This window comes from Glycomyces sambucus (assembly GCF_900102815.1).
GTDB lineage: Bacteria > Actinomycetota > Actinomycetes > Mycobacteriales > Micromonosporaceae > Glycomyces > Glycomyces sambucus.
In genome coordinates this window covers 537,501-558,161 of sequence record NZ_FNGF01000005.1, presented here as the reverse complement: position 1 = coordinate 558,161, position 20,661 = coordinate 537,501, and the positions used below count along the sequence as shown (strand labels likewise).

The window sequence follows — 20,661 nt, the reverse complement described above, 5'->3', positions numbered from 1 at the left end:
TTACCCACGTGTTACTCACCCGTTCGCCACTCGAGTACCCGCAAGCGGGCCTTTCCGTTCGACTTGCATGTGTGAAGCACGCCGCCAGCGTTCGTCCTGAGCCAGGATCAAACTCTCCAACAAAAACTTGTCGCGCACCGCGCTCTTGCGAACCCGGTGACTCACAGTATGTGTCGAAGCATGCCCTGACCGATTTTCACGAGACACTCAAGCAAAGTGCCCCAAGGAAAAGACAGTCAAAAACAGTACCAGCCAGAACCACTCAGGAACCTAGCCCCAAGCATCCCAGCCAGCCCACACGCTGACCATCCAAACACCCTGTTGAGTTCTCAAACAACACGCCAACTGAAGTGATCCACCTTCGGGATTCGGCCTCAGCCGGAGCAACCTCTCAACTCTAACAGTCTCGGATCGCTCTGCAAACTTCAGGTCGATTAACCTGTGTCACACACGATCGAGCCTCTAGTGAGTCTCAAGAACACCCGCGATTCAGCTTCCGGACCGCGCCTGACTCATTGAGTCTGTCGCTGGTCTCCGGCGGCTTCCGGACCAGACCTTCTCGGTTCTGTTCCGTTCCCCCGCGGGCAATGACAAATATACACGGGGTTTTGAGCGCACGAATCAGGGGGGTCCCTTTCCGCTCGCGACCGCGTTGACCTGCCGCCTTATCGCTGCGGCGCAGTCGAGTCGGCATTCGCCGACTGTGGTCGCCTTCGGTGCCAGCCGCAGATTCGCGCGGCCCCTCCGGGGTTCCCGGATTCGAACCTACGGGAGGGGTACGACATCCGAGGGTCGGCGCTGTGAACGGATGGTGTCGTTCAGTGTGTAGAGGAGGAGCGAAGCACTGGGGCCGGCCGGCGGAGGGAGGGGTGGAAGGAAGGAAGGGCTGAGGAGAGAAGGAGGGGAACGGAGGAACGGGCTTCCGCGTTCGCGCGGACACGACGCGATCGGCTTGGTCGACATCGGCGTCCGGGACCGAGCGGTCGCGTCCGCTCGAACACGTCCACTCCACGGGGACGGCAAAAGGGGCCGGGCCCGTCTTTCGACGGGCCCGGCCCCTTTGATGCCTTCGAGCGTTGCCGCTCCGGTCTTACGCCGCGACCTCGGTGGAGATCGGGACGATGTTGACCAGCTTGCGTCCGCGCTTCTGCGAGAACAGCACTTCACCCTCGGCGAGGGCGAAGAGCGTGTCGTCGCCGCCGCGGCCGACGAGGTCGCCCGGGTGGTACTTGGTGCCGCGCTGACGGATCAGGATCTCGCCCGCGCTGACGTGCTGGCCGCCGAAGCGCTTGACGCCAAGTCGCTTGGAGTTGGAGTCACGCCCGTTGCGGGAGCTGGATGCGCCCTTCTTGTGTGCCATCGTGCAACCCCTTACTTGGTGATACCGGTGATGCGCACGCGGGTCAGCGGCTGGCGGTGACCCTGGCGCTTGTGGTAGCCGGTCTTGTTCTTGTACTTGTGGATCTTGATCTTCGGGCCCTTGGTGTGCTCGAGAAGTTCACCGCTCACCGTGACGCCGGAGGCGTCGGTGACCACAGTGCCTTCGTCGACGAGCAACACCGCAGGCAGCGTAAGCGTGTCGCCGGACTCGCCCTGAAGCTTCTCGACTTCGAGGACGTCGCCCTCGGCGACCTTGTACTGCTTTCCGCCAGTCTTGACGATTGCGTACATGTCGACGCGGTCTCCTTGGGTCCTCCCCGATGCGGGGACATGCTGTCAGTTCCCCGCAGGGGAACGGTGTCTGTCAAATTTCGCGGTGTCACGCACCGTGCCAACTCCGGCTTCGCGAACGTCGCCTGGGCTGGCCCGCCGATCGAGCTCCGCGCTCGTCCCCGCTTGCGCGGGGACGAAAAGCTGAGGGCTCTATAGGCCGCTCACTAGGGTACGTCATGTACCCGCTGGTTCCGGCATGGGGATCAGGCGGACGCCGCGAACGTCACAGTCCGCGGCGCCGCCCGAACCTAAGTCCGGTCCGAATCGGTGCCGGCGTCGCCGGTGTCCGGTTCGGCGTCCGCCGGGTCGGGGTCCGACTCGGCGGAGGTCTGCTGCTCCTCGGCCAGGACCTGGTCGGCGTCCGCGGGGACGGCCTCCTCGGTCGCGGCCGCGGTGTCGGTCGTCTCGGTCTCGACCACGAGCGCGGTGTCGGGCCCGGTCGCCTCGGCGATCGGCTCGGCGGCCGCCTCGTCGACGATCTCGACCTCGACGGCGTCGTCGTGCTCGGAGGCGGCCGCGATCTTCGCGGTCGCGTCCGCCACGGACTTGGCGGGCTCGGACTTGTCCTGCTGGTCCTGCTGCTGTTGCTGCTGTCGGCCGTTCTTGGACTTGTCCTTCTTCTTCTTGCCGCCGCCGTTCTGACCCTGGCCCTGATTCTGGTTCTGCTGGCCCTGGTGCTGGTGCTGGCCGGCGTTGCCGCCGCCGTTGCCCTTCTTGCGGCCGTTGCCGAGGATCTCGTCGGTGTGGATCATGACGCCGCGGCCCTTGCAGTGGTCGCAGGGCTCGGAGAACGCCTCGATGAGGCCCTGGCCGACCCGCTTGCGGGTCATCTGCACCAGGCCGAGCGAGGTGACCTCGGTGACCTGGTGCTTGGTCCGGTCGCGGCCCAGGCACTCGGTCAGGCGACGGAGCACCAGGTCGCGGTTGGACTCCAGGACCATGTCGATGAAGTCGATGACGATGATGCCGCCGATGTCGCGCAGGCGGAGCTGGCGCACGATCTCCTCGGCCGCCTCCAGGTTGTTCCTGGTGACGGTCTCCTCGAGGTTGCCGCCCTCGCCGGTGAAGCGACCGGTGTTGACGTCGATCACGGTCATCGCCTCGGTGCGGTCGATGACGAGCGAGCCGCCGGAAGGCAGGTAGACCTTGCGGTCCAGCGCCTTGAGCAGGCCCTCGTCGACGCGCTTCTCGGCGAAGACGTCCTTCGTGCCGGTGTGCCGCTTGAGCCGCGGCAGCAGCTCGGGCGAGACCGACTCGAGGTACTTGTGGATCTCGTCGTACGCCTCGTCGCCCTCGACCAGGAGCTCCTTGAAGTCCTCGTTGAAGACGTCGCGGACGACCCGGATGAGCACGTCGGGCTCGGAGTGGAGCACCGCCGGGGCGTTGCCCTTCTTCGCCTTGGCCTGGATCTCCTCCCACTCGATCTGGAGGCGGGAGATGTCGCGGGCCAGCTCCTCGGGGCCGGCGCCCTCGGCGGCGGTGCGCACGATCACGCCCGCGCTCTCGGGGACCAGCTTCTTGAGCGCGGCGCGCAGGCGCGTGCGCTCGCGGTCGGGGAGCTTGCGGGAGATCCCCGAGGCGTTGCCGCCGGGGACGTAGACCAGGTGGCGTCCCGAGAGGGCGACGTGGCTGGTCAGGCGGGCGCCCTTGTGGCCGACCGGGTCCTTGGTGACCTGGACGAGCACGGCGTCGCCGGGCTTGAGGGCCTGCTCGATCGAGCGGGCCTTGCCGGCCAGGCCGGTCGCGTCCCAGTTGACCTCGCCGGCGTACAGCACGGCGTTGCGGCCGCGGCCGATGTCGACGAAGGCGGCCTCCATGCTCGGGAGCACGTTCTGGACCTTGCCGAGGTAGACGTTCCCGACCAGGCCCTGGGCCCCGGACTTGGAGACGTAGTGCTCGGCGAGGATGCCGTCCTCCAGGACGGCGGCCTGGGCCCGGCCGCCGCGCACGCGGACGACCATCTGGCGCTCGACCGCTTCGCGTCGGGCGAGGAACTCGGCCTCGCTCACGACCTGGACGCGGCCGCGGCCGGACTTGCGGCCGTCGCGGCGCCGCTGGCGCTTCGCTTCGAGGCGGGTCGACCCGGAGACGCCGCGCACTTCCTCGTTGGAGGAGGGGCGGCGCTGCGGGGAGCGGACCTTGACGACCACTTCGGCGTCGTCGTCGGAGTCGTCGTGGCGCGCGGAGCGGTCGGAGTCCTCGGACCCGGCGCGCCTGCGGCGGCGACGGCGGCGGCGGGTCACCTCGGGGCCGTCGGCACCCGAGTCCTCGTCGTCCTCGTCCGAGTCCTGGGACTCGTCCTCATCGTCGTCGTCCTCGTCGTCGGAGCCCTCGGCACCGTCGACGCCCTTGCCGCGGCCGCGGCCGCGGCGGCCCCGGCGACCGCGCCTGCGGCGGCCGGCCTCGGAGTCGTCATCGTCGTCGAAGTCGTCGTCGAAGTCCTCGGCGGCCGGCTCCTCGGCCTTCGGCTCGCGATCGGCGGCCTTGTCCTCCGGCCCCCGGTCCGCGGGCTTGTCGCCGGAGCGCTGCTCGCCGCGGTTGCGGGTGCGCTTGCGCGTCGGCTGCTGCTCCTGCTGGGGCTGGGCCTTCTTGGCCTGCGTCTTCTTCGCCTGGCGGCGGGGCTCGGCGTCCTGGCCTCGGCGAGACTCGGTGTCCTGACCGCGTCGCGACTCCGCTTCCTGGCCGCGGCGCGGCTCTGCGTCGTCGTAGCGGTCGTGGTCACGGTCGCGGTCGTCGGAGCGGGACCGCTCGGACCTGGGTTCAGCCGCCTTGGGGGCGGTCTTGGGCGGGGGTGCGAACATCGCGGCGGTCGAAGCGGCGGCACGGGGCCGCTCGCTGCGCGGCGCCTCGGGCGCCGGTTCGTCGCTCTTGGGTTTCTGGGGAGCCATGAAGGTCACCGCGATCGCGGGCACCTGTTCGCGCGGCTCATTCTCGCGCATACGAATAAATCTCCATTCCAGCCGCCGCCCGGGCGCGTGACGCGGTTTGCGTCCGCTGCCGCACGGGCGCGGCATCAGAGTGCGGTCCTCCCGACCGGGCGGGGGCCGGCTTCCGTCCCGCGTCGCCTCTCGGGCTCGCGGGCCTTGTTCCGGCGCTGTCCCCTGCCGTTCGGGCCGCACTGAAAGCCTCAACTCGCGCTGGGGAAACACCTCTGCCCCAGCCGAGTCGTCAAGTCCGTCGCCGTCGTGAGGGGCGCGGACAGGACATCTGCGGGTCGCACCGTCCGTAGAACTGTGCGGTACGACAACGTCGAGTATCGCACACTCTGTGTCTTTCGCCGAACAGGTGGACAAGCCGGTGCCCTCCCTCTCAGTGGGAGCCGTCACGATCGGGTGAGAAAACACGACTCCTCGTGGTTGGCACGATTCGAGCGTGGCCCGTGTCCCATGTACTCGATAAGCTGTCGAGTGGCGCAGCAGCCGCGGGCCGGAGACTGAAGGAAGAACCATCGCACTCCAGGTGATCGACTCGGACGAGTCCGAGGAGCCCCGGGCGGACGGGAAACCCTCCACCTACCAGGGGCGCCATCGCGGTGCCGACCTGTTCCGGCAGCTCACCAGCGTCGGATGGGTCCTCGCGGTCGTCGCGGTCCTGCTGCTCGCCGGCGGCACGGTGCTCTTCTGGAGCTCCGGGATCGGCGACGAGGAGCCGCTGGTCGAGGCCGACGGGGTCGGCGACCTCTGCGAGCGCCTCGTGAACCCCGAGCTGCTGACGCCCTGGGCCGACACCGAGCAGGCCCGCAGCCCCGAGGAGTCCTCGGAGGAGAAGGTCCGGGCGTTCGACTGCACGTACTCCGCGGAGTACGCCGGGGGCGACGCCTACCGGCTCGTGACCGTGTTCGCGACCGTGCAGGTGTACGAGGACGCGTCGAAGGCGCGCGCGGCCTACGCGGGCGTGCTGGAGTTCGAGGCTTCGGAAGGCCACACGACCGCCGAGGTCGGCGAGGTCGGGGAGCAGGCCGCCACGGCGGTGATCGCCGAAGGCGAGGAGACGGAAGTCCGCCTGCACGCCCAGGAGGCGAACACCACGCTGAGCATGAACGTGTTCGTCACGGGCACGCCGCCGGAGGGCGGCGATGTGGAGGCGTTGGCGGAGGGCCTGTCGTCGGGTCTCCTCGACTCACTCCCCCGGGCGGGGAATTAGGCGCCCCCCTCTAAGCTGACCGTGACTACCGCGGCGTCAAGTCGACACGCCGCAACCATTCGCGGAGGATCATCGTGAGCGCCACACCACCCTTTGGCCCGGCATACGACGAGCAGCCCGACGACGGGCGGCGGTCGGGCTCCGGCCAGTGGCAGCCCCGCGCGGGCAGGCCGCAGGGTGCCGGCGAGCCGTATCAGTCTCAAGGTGATCAGGGCCGCTACCAGGGCGGACAGCCCGAGCGCCCCCAGCAGGGCGGCGGGTACGGGCAGCAGGGCCGGCCCCAGGCGGGGCGTCCCTCCCCGCAGGCCGGACGGCCGTCGCCGCAGGCCGGAAGGCCCTCGCCACGTGCGGGCGGCCCCGCGGCCGGCCGCGGCCAGCAGCAGCCCGGGCAGTACCAGTCCCCCCAGCAGCAGTTCTCCCCGCAGCCCGGGGGCTATGAGTCACAGCCGGGAGGCTATGAGGCTCAGCCCGGTGGCTACGAGTCGCGCCGCCAGGGCGGGCCGGTGACCGGGTCGACGCCGCGCACCGGCGCGCCGCAGGGCGGCCGGGAGTACCGGCCGAGCCCGGGCGCGGCCCCCGAGTCGCCCCCGCAGCGCCACGACGAGCCGTTCGAGGAGGCCGCGTTCGTCGACGACCGCGGCAAGGACGAGTGGGGCGCCGGCGCCGAGACGACCTCGATCGGACGCCTCGGCTACATGCCGAAGGAGCCGCGCCGCCGCTCCGACTTCCAGAAGGTGCGCAGCCGGGCCCGCAAGTCGAGCCCGTGGCCGAAGATCATCGTCGGCGTGCTGGTGCTCGCGCTGGCGGGCGGCGGCGTGTGGTGGTTCATGAACCGCGACACGGGCGAGGGCGCGGGTGACGCGGCCGGCGCGGGCCTGACGTACGCGGGCAGCGAAGGGCCGTGCGGCCTGGTGGACGCCGGTCCGCTGGAGTCCGCGGTGAACGGCGCGGAGCCGACCGAGGCCGCCGAGGCCGAGCAGAAGAGCCGCGGCTGGGTGCAGAAGTGCACCATGACGTACGGCGAGCCGGACCAGGCCGCGGCGCTCCTGGAGGTCGAGGGGACGGTGTTCGACAGCGACGCCAAGGCCAGCGTCAACTTCGAGCTGGGCACGGGCGAGCTGGGCGAACTCGGCGACCTGTGGACCCCCGTGGACCCGGCACCGGCCGTCGGCGACCAGGCCGCGGCCGTGGCGCGGGTCGTGACCGACGGGACCTCGAACTACCAGCTGCACCTCCAGGACGACAACGTCTACCTGGTGCTGCGGCTCTCCGTGGCCAAGGAGGCCGGGGTCGACGAGGCGGCGCTGACGGAGATGACCACCCAGCTCGCCGAGGCGTACCTCGCGAACTGGCGTGACGAGAGCTGAACCTGAGCGAAGCGAACGGCCCTTTCACTCGGTCGAGTGAAAGGGCCGTTCCGCGTCCAGGTCCTAGTAGGTCCGCATCGGGGCGCCGAACATCTGGGACTCGATGGAGGTCGGGGCGCACCACAGGTAGCGCTCCTTCTGGCCCTTGCGCAGCATCGCGATCATGTCGTCGTGCAGCATCTGGAGCCACTGGAGCACCTCCTGGTTGACCCGGATCGCCGAGCGCGCGATCTGGGCCTCCTCGGCGGTGAGCCGCTGGAGGACCGTCATGTGGGCCTCCCCGGTGAGGTTGTCGGCGTAGTTCGTCAGGCGCGGGAGCACCGTCAGCTGCGTGCGCCAGGGGCCGAGGACCGGCTTGGTCTGGGAGCCGCGCTCGCCGACGTCGTAGACGTACAGCGCCGGGGAGTGCTGGCTCGCCTCGACGGTGACCGGCTGGTCGCCGTGCAGGACCGCGAGGCGGTCGTTGCGGCCGGTCGCGGTCTCGCCGAGGCCGTTCCACTCCTGCGGTCGGGTCGTGCAGACCGCGACGCGGGTGCCGATCGCCAGCGCGCGGAAGACCAGCAGGCGGGCGAGGTACACGCCGCCGATGAGGTTGATGCGGGTCTCCTCGGGCCGGAAGAACGGCGCCACGACCGGGACCTGCTCGGCGTCGCGGCCGATGACGAGGCCGGCGGGCGGGCTCGCGGAGGTCATGAGCTCCAGGGCCCGGGCGGTGGGGATCTGGGAGACGGACTTCACCGGCTCGATGGGCTTGCCGGCGTCGCGGGCGGTCTCGACGGCGCGGTCGGTGACCGGGAGGCCGTAGACGGTGCCCTCGGTGGGGCCGGCCGAGACCTGGGAGACGCCGAACAGGCCGGCCGAGGTCGGCAGGGAGCTGATCGGGCCGCCGGTGATCGGGGCGGCGCCGGAGTAGGGCATGCCGGAGTACGGCTGCGCGCTCGCGGGCTGGGCGGAGTACGGCTGGCCCGAGACGGGCCCTCCGGAGATCGGGCCGCCCGAGATGGGGCTGCCGGAGACCGGGTGGCCGGACACGGGCTGGGCCGAGACCGGGGCGGCCGACACGGGCGCGGCGGCGGGCGGCTGGGCCGGCCGCTGCTGCTGGGAGGTCGGCACGGGGGGCTGGGACGGCTGCGGCTGGTAGGGCTGGGCCGGGCGCTGCTGCTGCGAGGGCTGGCCCTGCGGCGGCGTGGCGGGCGGCGGCGCGACCGGGCGCGGCGGCTGCTGCTGGTACTGGGGCGGGGACGACGGGGGCTGGCCCTGCGGTCCGGTGGGCTGGCTCTGGGGCCCGGGGGGTTGCGGCGGGCGCATCTCCGGGGGCCGGGGGGTCTGGTACTGCGGCTGCTGGGGCCGCTGCTGCTGCGAGGGCTGCTGCGGCTGCTGGGCCGGGTGCGGGGGCTGGGCGCCGCCGCGGGCGGCGCTCGGCGGCTGGGGCGGCTGCTGGCCCTGCCGGGCGCCGTACGGGGGCTGGGCGGGCTGCTGGCCGGTCTGCCCGGGCGGGCGGCCGTACGCGGGGGCCTGCGGGTGCGCCGCGGGGGGCCGGGGCGGGGAGGACGGGGGCTGCTGGCCGGCGCGGGGCACGTTGAGGGTGCCGCCCTGGTCGTCGTCGACCGGGCGCTTGTCCTCGTCCTCGTCGTCGGAGTGGCGGCCGCCGGGGCGGTAGTTCCCGCCCTGGTACGAGCCCCCCTGGTAGGTGCCGCCGCCGTAGACGTTGCCGCGGTCGGTCATCGGGGTCCTCCTCCGGTCGGAGCGGATGCGTAGGCGGCGGGCCCGTGCTCGCCGTCGAGGCGCTGGAGCCGCACGCCGAGCTGGTCGGCGACGTTGAGCAGCTGGTTCTGGGCCGACTCCCACGACGCCTGGTCGAGCGCGAGGCGCACGATGGCGTCGACGGCGAGCTGGCGTCCGGTGACGCGGCCATCGGGGTTCACCTTGCCGTTCGCGCCCGCGGTGACCACTGTGGAGACGGTCACGAAGGCGGCGGGGACGCCGGAGAGCGCGTCGACGGTGCGGTGCAGGGCCACGGCGTCGGTGGGCCACTTGGTGATCCGGTAGGCGACGTGGCGCAGGCCGTCGGCGTACCAGTGGTTCCACTCCTCGGCGGTCCGCTCGCCGGGGACCGGCGCGAACGCGACGCCGAGGGACTGCTGGACCGCTTCGCGGACCCCCTCGGCGTCGAGAATGCGGTTGGGGACGCCGACGTTCCCCAGGAGCTTGCTGACGCGCTGCGCGGTCGAGGCGAGGGCCTTGTAGACGCCGTCGACCTCGCCGCCGCGCTCGGCGGTGGCCTCGCGGGCGTCGCGGGCGCCCAGGCGCACCGCGAGCCACGCCTTGTGGTGGACCACGGCGGGGTAGTCGCCGAGGAGTTCGCGGTAGGACCGCGAGGAGGGGCTGTTGTCGTAGGCGGCCAGGCCGACCGGGGTGGTGTGGCCGACGAGCTGGACCGCCGAGACGGGGACGGAGGTCTCGTCGAAGAGGCGCTCCAGGCGCTCCAGCGGAACGGCCTTGGTGCCCTCGTCGGTGGAGCCGATCTCGATGACCGTGAACCAGCCGCCGTTGTCGTGGCCGATGCCGACGTTCTCGTCGCGGTCCTCGACGCCGGTGATGCCCAGGTCGGGGGCGATCCGGTGCAGGACCTCGGTGAGCTGCTGCGGGTCGAGGGCGCGGATGCGCCGGCGCATGCGGGACTTGAGCGGCCAGGTCTGGTACCACCAGTAGTCGCCCTTGCGCCAGAAGACGACGATCAGCACGATGAGCGCCACGCCGCCGCCGGCGGCCAGCGCGATCATCCCGAAGGCCAGGCTCGCCAGTGCGATCGTGAGCGCGAGCTCCACCGCGATGAGCTGGGCGACGGTGAGCGGGCCGAGCCGTCCGGAGGAGCGGGTCGTGAACACGACCGACTCGCCGGCGACAGGGCCGCCTTGCTGCTGGGCCTGCACGGACGCGGTACCGCGTGCTTGCTGCTGCCCCTGAAGCATCGTCATTGGCGACGTCTCCATCATGAAGGTGAGTGGTCGTACCTATCGTAAGCGGACGAGTCCACCTCCTGGTCCCCCGCCCTTGCGGTGTTTCGGCCCGGTATACGGCGGACCGGCCCTTTGGCGCTGCGGCGTTAGACTGAGCGGGTGCGATTCCTCCCGCGTATTCCTCTCTATTCCGCCGCGGTCGCGATGGCGACGGCCGGAACGGTGCTGCTGGCGACCACCCCCGCGCACGCCGAGTTCGAGCTCGAACCGGCGCCGGCCGACGAACGCGTGCCATGCGAGCAGGTGAACGGCGGCGGCGACCCCTTGAACACCCGTCCCTGGTCGAAGAATTTCATCGGCCTCGACGACGCGCAGCAGTACAACCGCGGCACGTTCGAGCGGGGCGAGAAGGCCGGCGAGCCGGTGACGATCGCCGTCATCGACTCGGGCGTGTCGTCCACCCGCGACGACGTGTTCGGGGACCGGCTGCTCTCGGGCTACGACTGGTGGGACGTGAACGCCAAGGGCATGTGCGACTCGAACTCGCACGGCACGGCGGTGGCGTCGATCGCCGCCGGCGGCGTGGTGGGCAACAACGACTTCGTGGGGGTGGCGCCGGAAGCGGACATCCTGCCGATCCGGGTGTTCTCGGGCGCGGACGACGAGGGCGGCGACGAGCAGAAGAGCCGGATCACCGCGGGCGCGATCATCGACGCGGTGAACAACGGCGCCGACGTCATCAACCTCTCGCTCGTGGTCGTGCCGACCGACGAGCTGGAGGCGGCCGTCAACACGGCGCTCGACGCGGGCGTGGTCGTGGTCGGGGCGACCGGCAACGAGGCCAAGAACATGGACGACGACTCGATCGAGTACGACCAGCAGACGTTCTACCCGGCGAACTATCCGGGCGTCATCGCGGTCGCGGCCCACAACCAGTCCGGGAACTGGTACGCCAGCAGCAACTTCGGGAACCGCGTGGACCTGCTGGCCCCCGGCCAGGGCCTCGCCTTCCCGTACGCGGGCGGGGAGTGGAAGGACGGCGAGGGGACGAGCTACGCGGCGCCCTTCGTGACCGGTGCCGCGGCGCTGCTGAAGGGCGAGTTCGGGTCCGAGGCGACGCCCGCGTGGATCCAGAAGCGGTTGCAGGAGACCGCGATCCATCCGCCGGACGCGTTCAACATCTACCAGGGCCACGGGGTCCTCAACGTCGCGGCCGCGCTCACCGCGCCCGTGGACGAGTCCGAGGTGACCGCCGCCGACGTGGAGGAGGTGCCGACCGAGGACCCCTCGACCGCGCCCCTCGACGAGGGCGACCTGGAGTCCGTCGGCGCCCTGGACGTGGACTACGACCCGCTCGGCCTGGAGAAGTCCATCGCGTGGGCGAGCGTGGGCGGCGCGATCGTGCTCGTCGCGGTCGTCCTGGTGCTGCGGACGATCATCCCCAAGGGCCGCAAGCGCAAGTGGCGCGCTGGGACGCGGGAGCCGGAGCGGCCGCTGGTGAAGGCCGACAGCACGGGGACGTGAGGGAGCCGCGGGGCAGTCGCCTGCGGACCGTGCTGAAGGCACCTTCTGAAGACGTACCGAGCGGGGTGCGGCCGATGATCGGCCCGCACCCCGCTCGCGTTCACCGGGTCTTCGCCGAGGTTTCACTCGGGGCGAGAACGGTGGCGATGGATGGCTGCCTGCGGACGGCGAAAGACCCGGGTGATCAGGGATCGTCCCGGGTCTTCGCGTTGCAGCCTTGCTGGAAGGCGACGGTGTTGCGGATTCCTAGCCGAACTTCCGGGCGTTGGCGGCCTCGGTGTTCATGTAGTTCTCCTTGGCCGTGTTGACGGCCGCACCGACGTTGTCCAGGATCTCCAGCAGCTTCGCGAGGGACTGGTCCCACTCGGCGCGCTGGCCCTGGTACGCCTCGGCAGCGGCGTCCTGCCAGTCCAGGTTGTCGAGCTTGTTCGCGAGGTCGGAGAGCTCATCGGTGATGGCCTGCGAGTCGCTGATGATCCGCTGGCTGGCTTCTTCCAACTCGGCGTAATCGAGCCTGATCTGACCGCTCATGTCGGTTCACCTCTTTCCTTGGGTATCGGGGGGTTGGATTAGAGGAGACCAGCGAAGCTGCTGGCGTCCGCCTCGTCGGTCTCGGTGGACGCGGTCGCGCTCTCGTCGAGCATGTTCGCGATCGTCTCGAGGGTGTCGAGCAGGTCCGCCGCTTCCTTGTTCCAGACCTCGATGACGCCCTGGAAGGCCGTTGCGCCGGCACCCGTCCAGGAGCTCGCGAGGCCTTCGATCAGCGACTTGAGACCCGCGAGGATGCCGTCGACGTCCTGCCGCGTGGTCAGCGTGTCAGTGGCAGCCTGGTGGACTGTCTCGGCTGTCATTTCAGCAGCCATTGGTACACCTCCTGATTGATTGAACCGGGGCTGCGGCGCTAGAGGTCTAGGCCGTCAGGGGTATCCCAGTGAGTTTTTCATCGATTCCGCAGTCACCATAACCCGTCCGTGCAAACTCACCGGGCTGGCGGTGCGCCTCCGAGTTTACTAGTAGTGACCGAGCCCGTGTATCCCCACTTAGTGCCACCTCGGGCGTACGGGGCAACCAGGGCGACCCCTGGGGTAGTCGGGTCGAAAGGGACAGGGCCCCGGGGCCGGTGACACGGGAGCCGTCGGGTCCCGCCACAGGTCGCGCCGTCCGCAGCCGCTCCCTTGTGTCCCGATCTCCCCCGTTCGTGCCATGGCATGCCGCCAACGGCGTCCGGATTGCGGTGCATCGGTATGCTGGAACCAGCACAGATCGGAGCAGTCGCGTGCCCACCGCACGGCGTGACGCCGCGCGAGCGCCCCGACCATACCCCCTGACGAATCTCAACCCATCGAGGTGATGACGTTGCTTCCCGAGGACATGGGTGGCGGTGCGGTCCAGAACAGGGACGGCTCCTACACCGTTACCGACTCCAGCGGCACCCGCTTCCAGATGACCGAGTCTTCCTTCGACGACTTCATCTCCGAGATGGGTCTCACGGTCAGCGACCTGGAGTTCTACCGCAGCCAGGTGATGGGCGGAAGCGTGGTGCGACTGCGCGAAGGCGCCAACCCCGAGTACATGAACTCGGGGAGCCTGCGCGACGTCGACACCGTGAACCTTCCGTTCGGCGGCTTCGACGACGCCAAAGAGCTTGCGGAGGCGTACAAGTCGGTCGTCTACCCCACGCGTGCAGAGCAGATCGACCGCGTCGCGCACGGCCTCAACACCGGCAAGGTCATCAGCGAGGACATCAAGACCACGTACCTCCAGTCCGACGGCAACGTCACTGCGAGCGTCACGAGCATCGGCAGCGAGTTCGACACGCGCGGCGGCGGTCTCACCGAGAACGACGTCAACGAGGCCCGCGAGGACAACACCCGCGGATCGGACGACGCCCCGCCGGCGGATGCCCCGGCCGGTGACGACGAACAGCCCGGAATGCTCTAGTCCGCCGAGATCACTGACGTACCCCTAGGAAGGAGCTGAGGATGGCCGGCAAAGGCAAGGACTTCTACAAGAGCACGTACACCCATGAGCAGCTGTGGAACATGCTCAACGAAGGCGACGACTGGGCTGTCGACCAAGGCGGCACGCTCTGGAACTCGGCCGCCAGCGGCATGAAGGCCGCGCGGGAGGAGATGGTCGTCCACGTGCAGTCGCTTCGCACGCAGTGGACCGGTTCCGCCTCCGACGAGTTCGAGTACCGCATGAGCGTCGTCGAGGACTACAGCGTGGTCTCCGAAGAGGGCATGAAGCAGCTCGGCGAGTCGACGCTTCCCATGCTCGCGCAGGCGCTCAAGACCGCTCAGACCGACGCGCAGGGCGCCGACCTCTACCCGAGCTCGACCGAGACCTACGACGACTGGCTCGAGAGCAACAGCATCGACAAGACCAAGCCGGAGTACGAGGCCAAGAAGACCCAGTACGAGCGGCAGTACGAGGAGTACGTCGACGGGCGTCACGAGCAGATCGCGCTGATCGTCGCGCAGTTGGGCGACAAGTACGCGATCCAGAAGGAGAAGTTCGAGACCGAGGTCCCGTCTCCTCCCCCGAGCGACATGCCCGGCAACAACACCTACGAGAAACCGACCGGCGGCGTCTTCGCCAACGACGCGCTCTCGAACTCCAACGACATCGGCAACGCCCCCACCGACTCGACCGACTCCACGAGCGGGGGTCTCGACACCGCGGGCCAGGACGGCATAGTCGGCACCGACGACGACCTCGACCCGGTGGACAGCGGCTGGAACCCGGGCTCGTACGAGGACACCGACGGCCAGCTCGGCGGTGGTCTCGCGGCGGGTTCAGGCGTCCCGACCGGTGGCGGTGGCGGATACTCGCCTTCGTTCGGCGGCGGCACGGGCGCCGGTGGCGGCACCATCGCCGGCGGCGGTGCGGGCCTCTTCGGTCCGGCGCGCGGCGCCACTCCGGTCGGCGGCGCGGGCAACACGCCCGCCGGCCGCGGCACCGGCGGCACCAGCCCCGCTCGTGCGGGCGCGTCCTCCGGGACGGGCCGAACGGGTTCGGGCACGGGCGGTCGCCCCGGGTCAAGCACCGGCGGTCGCGGCGGCCTGAACGGCGGCAGTGGCAGCCGTCCTGGCGGCCCCGGCAGCAGGGGCGGCAGCGGCGGTGGCCGCGGCGGCACCCGCTCAGGCTACTACGACGATGACGACGACGAGACCTACACCAGGGAGACCTGGCTGCGGGAGGACGACGTCGACTGGAGCCGCAACCGCGTCCGCGACGAGGAACTCGACGAGGACTAGGGCGGCTGCTCCACGCAGTCGATGAGGGGCGAGCGGCCTGGGCCGCTCGCCCCTCTCGTGTGTTCGGAATGCGAATTTGAAGGGCCTCAGCCGATTCGGCTGAGACCCTTCATCGTCTAACGCTGGTTCGGATCGCTGGGGCGCCACGGACTCGGCTCAGCCGGGCCGCCGGGCTGGTTGTACCCCTGCGGCGGACTGCTGTAGCCCTGCTGGCCCGGCGGCGGACCGCCGTAGCCCTGGCCGCCCGGCGGAACGTACGTCGGGTTGGGCGGGGCCTGCTGATAGCCCTGCGGCGGTTCGCCACCCGAGTTGAATCCGGGTTGCTGTGCCTGCGCCGCCTCCTTGCGGCCGCGGCCGCGGAGCACCAGCCACACCGCGATGCCGGCGCCGAGGAGCACGACGGCCGCCGCGACGACGATGATGCCCGAGAGGTTCGACTCCTTGTTGCCCTCCGCGGAAACCGAAGGCCCGCCCGTGGCGGCTTCCGGTCCTGATCCTTCCGCCCCTTCGGCGTCGGAGGCCGGGTCGTCCGGCGAGGCGCCGCTGGCGCCCGCCTCGCCCATCGGGTACCCGAGCGGGTTCTCATCGACCGGCTCGATGCCCTCGGCGTTGACGGCCTCGTCGGCGTTGATCAAGCCGTAGCCGGAGTCCTCCTCGACCGTTCCCGAGCCGTCGCCCGCGGTCTGGATCAGCCGCTGAATCACATTGTTCGCATCCAGATCGACGTGCGCCGCCCAGATCAGCGCCAGGACACCGCCAGTGATGCCCGAGCCCATCGAGGTGCCGCCGCCTATCTCTCGGTACAGCTCGTCCTGACCGAGGCTTCCGGAGGCCGGATTCGGCACCGTCATCGTGAAGGCGGGTGCGGCGACATCCACTTCAGGCCCGACCGTGGTGCTCTCGTACCAGACCTCGCCGGTGTCGTCAGTGCCGGTCACGCCCACGACACCCGGAGCCGATGCCGGGAACGCCACGTCTTCCGAAGGATCGTTGCCGGCACCGGCGACGATGACAGCGCCCTTGTCGATGACGTACTGCATCACTTCGAGGTCCTCGTCCGACATGTTCCCGATGAGGCCCCACGGCACCACGAGGACATCGGCACCGTTGTCCACGGCCCAGCGGAACGCGTCGTACTCGGCCGCGCCCATCGCCCCGCCGAAGTCGGTCGCACCGGTCCCCAAGCGCACGGGAAGGATCGTGGCATCAGGCGCGGCGAGCAGGATACCGGCCGCGACCGCCGTTCCATGCCCATCGGCGTCGGCGCGACCGTCGGCCTCGCCCTCGAAGATCGAGTACCCCGGCTGCACGTCCTTGCCTTCGAAAGCCGGATGGTCGGCGACGCCGGTGTCCATGACCGCCACCGTGATCCCGGCGCCCGTCGAGGTCTCCCAAGCGGCGGGGGCCTCGATCAGGTCGGTAACCCAGGTGTTCTCGTCGTAGAAGGTCGTGTCCTGGGCCAGCGCCACGCCAGGAGCCGTCGCGACCGCGCCCGCGGCGGCCAGCGCGGTGAGGCCGGCGCCGATCGCGGTGCGGAGGGGGCGGCGTGGGGATCGGGGTTCGGCGGGGGGCGGCGTGAGAGGTATGGCCATAGGGTTCGGACCCCTTCCGTGTACCGGTCGTTACAGCGCTGTCCGCTCTGCCCCACAACATACCGGACCTGTTCCGGCCCTGCGAGCCACGGAGGATCGCCGCTCCGACATAACAATCCGATAACGGACGGGACGTTCCGCGCGTCGCCACTATCGGCCGTTTGCCTGGGATTTGTACGCTGTGTGTTGATCGACACACGTGAGGCCGGGCCTCCGTGCGCTCCCCATCGGTCACCCGCGCCCTGTCCACCCTTCTTCCCTTGGGACACAACATGGTTGATCTGTCGTTGGATCCGGATGAGATCAAGCAGGGAGGCGTCTCCATGTTCGCCGCCTCCGACGGGATGTACGAGGACTTCAAGCGGGTCGCCAGTGAGGGCGGCGCGCTGGCGGGGTCGGTGGACACCGGGTCGTTCACCGGCGTGAACGAGGTGGCCCAGGCGGTCGAGCGGTGGGAGGCCGCGATCGTGCCCGGGCTGCGGGGCCGGGTCGAGGAGCTGGGGGCGTTCCTGGCGGTGTACTCGGTGCAGCACGTGGACCTCGACGGGATGACCGCTGAAATGTTCGCGCAGTACGCCGACCCCGAGGTGTTCCCGGTGGATCCGGGTTCGCGCACGACTCCGGCGCCGGAGGGGTCATGAGCGTCTCGTACAGCGCGCTGCGCGAGGCCGACTTCGCGCCGCTGGCGGCCGTCGGCGAGGAGTGGCGGGCGCAGGCCGGGCGGTTGGAGGAGCGGGAGTCCGAGCTGGACGACCTGCGGCGCAGGCAGATCGGCGAGGCCCAGTGGACCGGGACGGTGGCCGAGGAGGTGCGGTCGCGGGTGAAGCTCATCGGCGACGACACCGTGGAGCGGGCCGGCGAGTGCCGCCGGATCGCGGCGGCCATCGAGGACGCGGTGGCGGTCTTCCAGGACCGGCAGGACGAGCTCATGGAGCTGCTCGCGTCGGTGCCGGCGGGCCTGTCGGTGGACGCCGACGGGGTCGCGACCGGCGAGGCGATGGACGTCATGGCGTTCGAGCAGCGGGTCGAGGCGATCCTCGACGCGGTGAGCGAGGCCGACGCGACCCTGCACGCGGCGGTGGCCGCGATCGCCGGGACCACCGACGGCGGCGAGCGCGCTGAACTCGCGGCCGGGGTCGCGCTGGCCGACGACTTCCAGGACATGCTGGCGCGGGGCGCGAGCCCGGCCGAGGTGAACGCGTGGTGGGACGGCCTGTCGCCGTTCGAGCAGCAGGGACTGCTGGAGGCGCGTCCGGAGCTATTGGCGCAGGTCGACGGGATGCCCTCGGACGTCAGGGACTCGGCGAACCGGACCCTGCTCGACGGGGAGCTGCACCGGCGCGAGAGCGAGATCGAGGCGGTGGAGGACCGGCTCGCGGCCGACCCCGGGAACGAGGCGCTGCAGGCGCGCCTGGAGGGCCTGCGCGGCACCCAGGAGGACCTGAACCGGTTGCGGGACACCATCAGCGTGCCGTACCAGGTCGGGTCCGGCGGGCCCGCGCTCGACCACTACCTGCTCGGGTACTCCTCCGCCGAGGACGGCCGGGCGATCGTGGCGGTCGGGAACCCCGACACCGCCGACAACGTCTCGGTGCTGGTCCCGGGCACCGGCGCCGACCTGGGCAACGCCACCGGGAGTCTGGACCGGGCGCAGCTCATGGCCGGGGACGCGTACTGGGCCGACCCGGGCGCGTCGACCACGTCGGTGATGTGGCTGGGGTACGACGCCCCGGACGAGATCGTGCCGCACGCGATGGACCGCGGGTACGCAGAGGACGCCGCGAAGGACTTGAGCTCGTTCGCGTCAGGCCTGCGGGCCGTCGACGAGGACGGCGAGTCGCACGTGACGATGACGGGCCACTCGTACGGGTCGACGACCGTGGGCATCGCGGCCCGCGACGCCGGGCTGGACGTGGACGACATGGTGTTCGTGGCCTCGCCGGGCGTCGGCGTCGACTCCGCGGCGGACCTGGGGATCGACCCGGACCGGGTGTGGGCCACCAGGAACGAGGAGGACATCATCGGCTGGGCCCGCGAGGACGCGATCGGCACGATCGCCGGCGGGGCCGGCGGCGGGCTGCTCGGCGGGCCGGTCGGGGGCCTCATCGGCGGCGCGGTCGGGTACTTCACCTCCGACCACGACGACCTCGTTCACGGCACCGACCCGGTCTCTGATGCGTTCGGCGGCCGGACCTTCCAGAGCGACGCCACGCGCGACGCCGACGGGATCGAGGAGCTGTGGAAGGACAACGTGGAGAACCACTCCTCCTACTGGGACGGCGACAACGGCCATCCCCGCAACGCCGCCCGCGACAACATGGCCTATATCGTCACCGGTCAGACCAGCGGCGTCCGGTGAGAGCCGGTGCCGTCCTCGCACTCCCACTACTGCTCGCAGGATGCTCGATGACCGAAACCGAACCGGCCCGCGCGACCCAGGCCGAGGTGTACGCCCCGATGGAGGCCGCCGCGGCCGCGGCGGTCGCGGCGCTGCCCGACTTCCCGGGCTTCGCGTCCCGGACCTGGCACGAGCTGCCGTGCGGCCATGAGGGGGTCGACGACCCCGACCACGTGGGGGTCGAGATCAGCTACATGTTCGCCGAGCCGCTGTGGGGCGACCCGCTGGTGCGCGAGACGTACGCGGAGGCGCTGCGCGGGCAGTGGGAGGCCGACGGCCTCGACGTGCACCGGGACGACGCGGTGACGCTCCAGAGCGGGCGCGTGGACCGGAACGTGGAGGCGCTCACCGAGGACGGCTTCAACCTCTGGTACCGGGTCTCGGGGGTCGTCGGCCTGGTCGTGCAGTCCGGTTGCGTGGCCCGCAGCGGGCCGGGCGAGATCGAGTACGTGCCCCCGGCGGGCGGGATCGAGCCGGGCGGCGAGGGCGACCTCGTCGGCGAGTACTTCCCGGAGGGGATTCCGACCGGACCGGCCGCGGGCGGCGCGGACTACTCGGGGCTGTAAGTCCCGGCAGGCGATGCCGAGGACCCGGTCGGTCGTCGGCTCGCCTTGGGCGGGGACGCAGGCGGGCTCGGCGTCGGTGCGTTCGACGCAGCCGCTGGCGACGGTGAGGAACGGGGCCTCGCCGCCGGTGTAGCCCAGGGCGATCTCGTCGGCCCGTTCGGCGGTGATCCGCCGGACCCCTTCGAACGTGGCGCCGTCGTAGGTGAGCGCGTAGTCGCCCTCATCCCAGCGGGCCCCGATCGCCTCCTCGTAGGAGGGGAAGTCGGCGGTGCGCAGCTCGTAGGTGACCGTGTAGCGGTACGTCGCGAGCCCGGCCGGGGTGCGGTAGCCGCACGCGGCGACGTCCACGGTGCGGGCGGCGAACCCGGAGAACGCCGGGAGCGCGCCGGTGGTCTCGCCGACCGCGTCCTCCAGGCGCTGCCAGGTGCCGGTCTCGGTGTACTCGCCGCGCGGCTCCCCCGGTTCGGCGGCGGCGAGGGCCCACTGGCGCACCTCGGTCCCGGCCGCGACGGCCAGGAGCAGCGCGAGGGACCACACGGCGGTCTCGACCCCGGCGATGCGGCTGCGCGGGCGGGCCGGCTCGGCCCCGAGCCAGGCGCGGGCGCGCGCGGTCACGGCGAGGACGGCCCCGGCGAACAGGATCGGGGCCGTGGCGGTCAGGAGCAGGATGCCGACGTTCGCGGCGCCGTCGGTCATGGCCTCGCGCACCGGCATCGCCGCCGGGGTCAGCAGGACCACGACCTGCACGAGCGCGAGCGATCCGGCGGCGGCGAGGTAGAGGCGGGCGCGCCGGCCGCCGCGGCCGAGCCAGATCGCGGCGAGCACGTTCACCGGGACCGAGGGCGCGAGCACCAGCAGGTAGGAGATCCCGCGCTCGGCCAGGCCGTTGTCGACGCCGGGCCACGCGTACGCCTGGACGCCCCGCCAGCTCCACAGCCAGACCGCGACGACCGCCGCGGCCTCGGCGAGCAGGAGCGCCTGGAGGGCCAGCACCCCGAGCGGCGGCCACGCCGGACGGGCCCGGGTCGCGAGCGGCGCGGGTTCGATGCCGGGGGGCGTGAGCAGTGGGTTCATTCGGGCCTCGGGTGTGCGGAGGCGCGAGGGGGATCCGCGCCGGTTCGAGCGTAGTACGCCGCAG

The 20,661-nt window shown here is 71.0% G+C and carries 16 protein-coding genes and 1 rRNA gene; 7 read left to right on the top strand and 10 right to left on the bottom strand.

The genetic code is table 11. The annotated features are described in order from the left end of the window. From BLS99_RS17830 to BLS99_RS17815, 4 genes are all read right to left on the bottom strand, one after another. Positions 1-123 (bottom strand): 16S ribosomal RNA (locus tag BLS99_RS17830); the annotation flags it as partial. A gap of 967 nt (positions 124-1,090) precedes the next feature. Then, positions 1,091-1,360 carry a 50S ribosomal protein L27 gene (gene rpmA, locus BLS99_RS17825; protein WP_091052687.1) on the bottom strand — a complete coding sequence of 90 codons (270 nt, stop codon included), beginning with the start codon at positions 1,358-1,360 and terminating at the stop codon, positions 1,091-1,093. Between the two features lie 11 nt (positions 1,361-1,371). Then, complete coding sequence (gene rplU, locus BLS99_RS17820) at positions 1,372-1,671, bottom strand: 50S ribosomal protein L21 (RefSeq protein ID WP_091052684.1); 300 nt, start codon at positions 1,669-1,671, stop codon at positions 1,372-1,374. Positions 1,672-1,961: 290 nt separating this feature from the next. After that, positions 1,962-4,514 carry an Rne/Rng family ribonuclease gene (locus BLS99_RS17815; protein ID WP_218126614.1) on the bottom strand — a complete coding sequence of 851 codons (2,553 nt, stop codon included), beginning with the start codon at positions 4,512-4,514 and terminating at the stop codon, positions 1,962-1,964. Between the two features lie 658 nt (positions 4,515-5,172). On the opposite strand from BLS99_RS17815, the gene BLS99_RS17810 reads away from it, so the two are divergent. Both BLS99_RS17810 and BLS99_RS17805 read left to right on the top strand, forming a co-directional pair. Continuing rightward, positions 5,173-5,856, top strand: coding sequence for a hypothetical protein (locus BLS99_RS17810; protein ID WP_091052679.1), 684 nt, complete (start codon positions 5,173-5,175; stop codon positions 5,854-5,856). A 503-nt stretch (positions 5,857-6,359) separates the two neighbouring features. Beyond that, entirely contained in the window at positions 6,360-7,223 is an 864-nt protein-coding gene (locus BLS99_RS17805) for a flagellar basal body-associated FliL family protein (protein ID WP_091052676.1), read from the top strand. A 63-nt stretch (positions 7,224-7,286) separates the two neighbouring features. Here the strand turns inward: BLS99_RS17805 and BLS99_RS17800 are convergent, their stop codons facing one another. Together BLS99_RS17800 and eccE are read right to left on the bottom strand one after the other, a co-directional pair. Continuing rightward, positions 7,287-8,948 carry a hypothetical protein gene (locus BLS99_RS17800; protein ID WP_091052674.1) on the bottom strand — a complete coding sequence of 554 codons (1,662 nt, stop codon included), beginning with the start codon at positions 8,946-8,948 and terminating at the stop codon, positions 7,287-7,289. Continuing rightward, complete coding sequence (eccE, locus tag BLS99_RS17795) at positions 8,945-10,201, bottom strand: type VII secretion protein EccE (protein ID WP_176953415.1); 1,257 nt, start codon at positions 10,199-10,201, stop codon at positions 8,945-8,947. Before eccE ends, BLS99_RS17800 begins: the two co-directional genes overlap by 4 nt. 186 nt (positions 10,202-10,387) lie before the next feature. Between eccE and BLS99_RS17790 the strand changes: the two genes are divergently transcribed. Further along, positions 10,388-11,707 carry a S8 family peptidase gene (locus BLS99_RS17790; RefSeq protein ID WP_091052670.1) on the top strand — a complete coding sequence of 440 codons (1,320 nt, stop codon included), beginning with the start codon at positions 10,388-10,390 and terminating at the stop codon, positions 11,705-11,707. A gap of 246 nt (positions 11,708-11,953) precedes the next feature. On the opposite strand, the gene BLS99_RS17785 is transcribed toward BLS99_RS17790, so the two are convergent. Both BLS99_RS17785 and BLS99_RS17780 read right to left on the bottom strand, forming a co-directional pair. Further along, positions 11,954-12,238, bottom strand: coding sequence for a WXG100 family type VII secretion target (locus tag BLS99_RS17785; protein ID WP_091052668.1), 285 nt, complete (start codon positions 12,236-12,238; stop codon positions 11,954-11,956). Between the two features lie 38 nt (positions 12,239-12,276). After that, positions 12,277-12,570, bottom strand: a complete 294-nt coding sequence (locus tag BLS99_RS17780) for a WXG100 family type VII secretion target (RefSeq protein WP_091052666.1) — start codon at positions 12,568-12,570, stop codon at positions 12,277-12,279. A gap of 487 nt (positions 12,571-13,057) precedes the next feature. On the opposite strand from BLS99_RS17780, the gene BLS99_RS17775 reads away from it, so the two are divergent. Together BLS99_RS17775 and BLS99_RS17770 are read left to right on the top strand one after the other, a co-directional pair. Next, positions 13,058-13,648 carry a hypothetical protein gene (locus BLS99_RS17775; protein WP_143034855.1) on the top strand — a complete coding sequence of 197 codons (591 nt, stop codon included), beginning with the start codon at positions 13,058-13,060 and terminating at the stop codon, positions 13,646-13,648. A 41-nt stretch (positions 13,649-13,689) separates the two neighbouring features. After that, a complete protein-coding gene (locus BLS99_RS17770) occupies positions 13,690-14,967 on the top strand; it encodes a hypothetical protein (protein ID WP_091052661.1) in 1,278 nt (425 codons plus the stop codon). 116 nt (positions 14,968-15,083) lie between these two features. Here the strand turns inward: BLS99_RS17770 and BLS99_RS17765 are convergent, their stop codons facing one another. Continuing rightward, a complete protein-coding gene (locus BLS99_RS17765; protein ID WP_091052658.1) occupies positions 15,084-16,559 on the bottom strand; it encodes a S8 family serine peptidase in 1,476 nt (491 codons plus the stop codon). Positions 16,560-16,831: 272 nt separating this feature from the next. Between BLS99_RS17765 and BLS99_RS17760 the strand changes: the two genes are divergently transcribed. Beyond that, the gene (locus BLS99_RS17760) at positions 16,832-17,200 is read left to right on the top strand and encodes a hypothetical protein (protein WP_091052656.1); all 369 of its coding nucleotides are present in this window, start codon (positions 16,832-16,834) and stop codon (positions 17,198-17,200) included. Continuing rightward, positions 17,197-18,918 carry an alpha/beta hydrolase gene (locus tag BLS99_RS17755; protein ID WP_091052653.1) on the top strand — a complete coding sequence of 574 codons (1,722 nt, stop codon included), beginning with the start codon at positions 17,197-17,199 and terminating at the stop codon, positions 18,916-18,918. The genes BLS99_RS17760 and BLS99_RS17755 overlap by 4 nt, the downstream gene beginning before the upstream one ends. A gap of 26 nt (positions 18,919-18,944) precedes the next feature. On the opposite strand, the gene BLS99_RS17750 is transcribed toward BLS99_RS17755, so the two are convergent. Further along, positions 18,945-20,597 (bottom strand): hypothetical protein, encoded by a 1,653-nt coding sequence (locus BLS99_RS17750; RefSeq protein ID WP_091052650.1) that lies wholly within the window; start codon positions 20,595-20,597, stop codon positions 18,945-18,947. Positions 20,598-20,661 lie beyond the last annotated feature (64 nt).

Coding starts and splice junctions, on each gene's coding strand:
- BLS99_RS17760 (WP_091052656.1), top strand. CDS start 16,832: ATGGTTGATCTGTCGTTGGATCCGGATGAGATCAAGCAGGGAGGCGTC.
- BLS99_RS17780 (WP_091052666.1), bottom strand. CDS start 12,570: ATGGCTGCTGAAATGACAGCCGAGACAGTCCACCAGGCTGCCACTGAC.
- BLS99_RS17765 (WP_091052658.1), bottom strand. CDS start 16,559: ATGGCCATACCTCTCACGCCGCCCCCCGCCGAACCCCGATCCCCACGC.
- eccE (WP_176953415.1), bottom strand. CDS start 10,201: ATGACGATGCTTCAGGGGCAGCAGCAAGCACGCGGTACCGCGTCCGTG.
- rpmA (WP_091052687.1), bottom strand. CDS start 1,360: ATGGCACACAAGAAGGGCGCATCCAGCTCCCGCAACGGGCGTGACTCC.
- BLS99_RS17815 (WP_218126614.1), bottom strand. CDS start 4,514: ATGTTCGCACCCCCGCCCAAGACCGCCCCCAAGGCGGCTGAACCCAGG.
- BLS99_RS17800 (WP_091052674.1), bottom strand. CDS start 8,948: ATGACCGACCGCGGCAACGTCTACGGCGGCGGCACCTACCAGGGGGGC.
- BLS99_RS17790 (WP_091052670.1), top strand. CDS start 10,388: ATGGCGACGGCCGGAACGGTGCTGCTGGCGACCACCCCCGCGCACGCC.
- BLS99_RS17750 (WP_091052650.1), bottom strand. CDS start 20,597: ATGAACCCACTGCTCACGCCCCCCGGCATCGAACCCGCGCCGCTCGCG.
- BLS99_RS17755 (WP_091052653.1), top strand. CDS start 17,197: ATGAGCGTCTCGTACAGCGCGCTGCGCGAGGCCGACTTCGCGCCGCTG.
- rplU (WP_091052684.1), bottom strand. CDS start 1,671: ATGTACGCAATCGTCAAGACTGGCGGAAAGCAGTACAAGGTCGCCGAG.
- BLS99_RS17785 (WP_091052668.1), bottom strand. CDS start 12,238: ATGAGCGGTCAGATCAGGCTCGATTACGCCGAGTTGGAAGAAGCCAGC.
- BLS99_RS17775 (WP_143034855.1), top strand. CDS start 13,058: ATGACGTTGCTTCCCGAGGACATGGGTGGCGGTGCGGTCCAGAACAGG.
- BLS99_RS17770 (WP_091052661.1), top strand. CDS start 13,690: ATGGCCGGCAAAGGCAAGGACTTCTACAAGAGCACGTACACCCATGAG.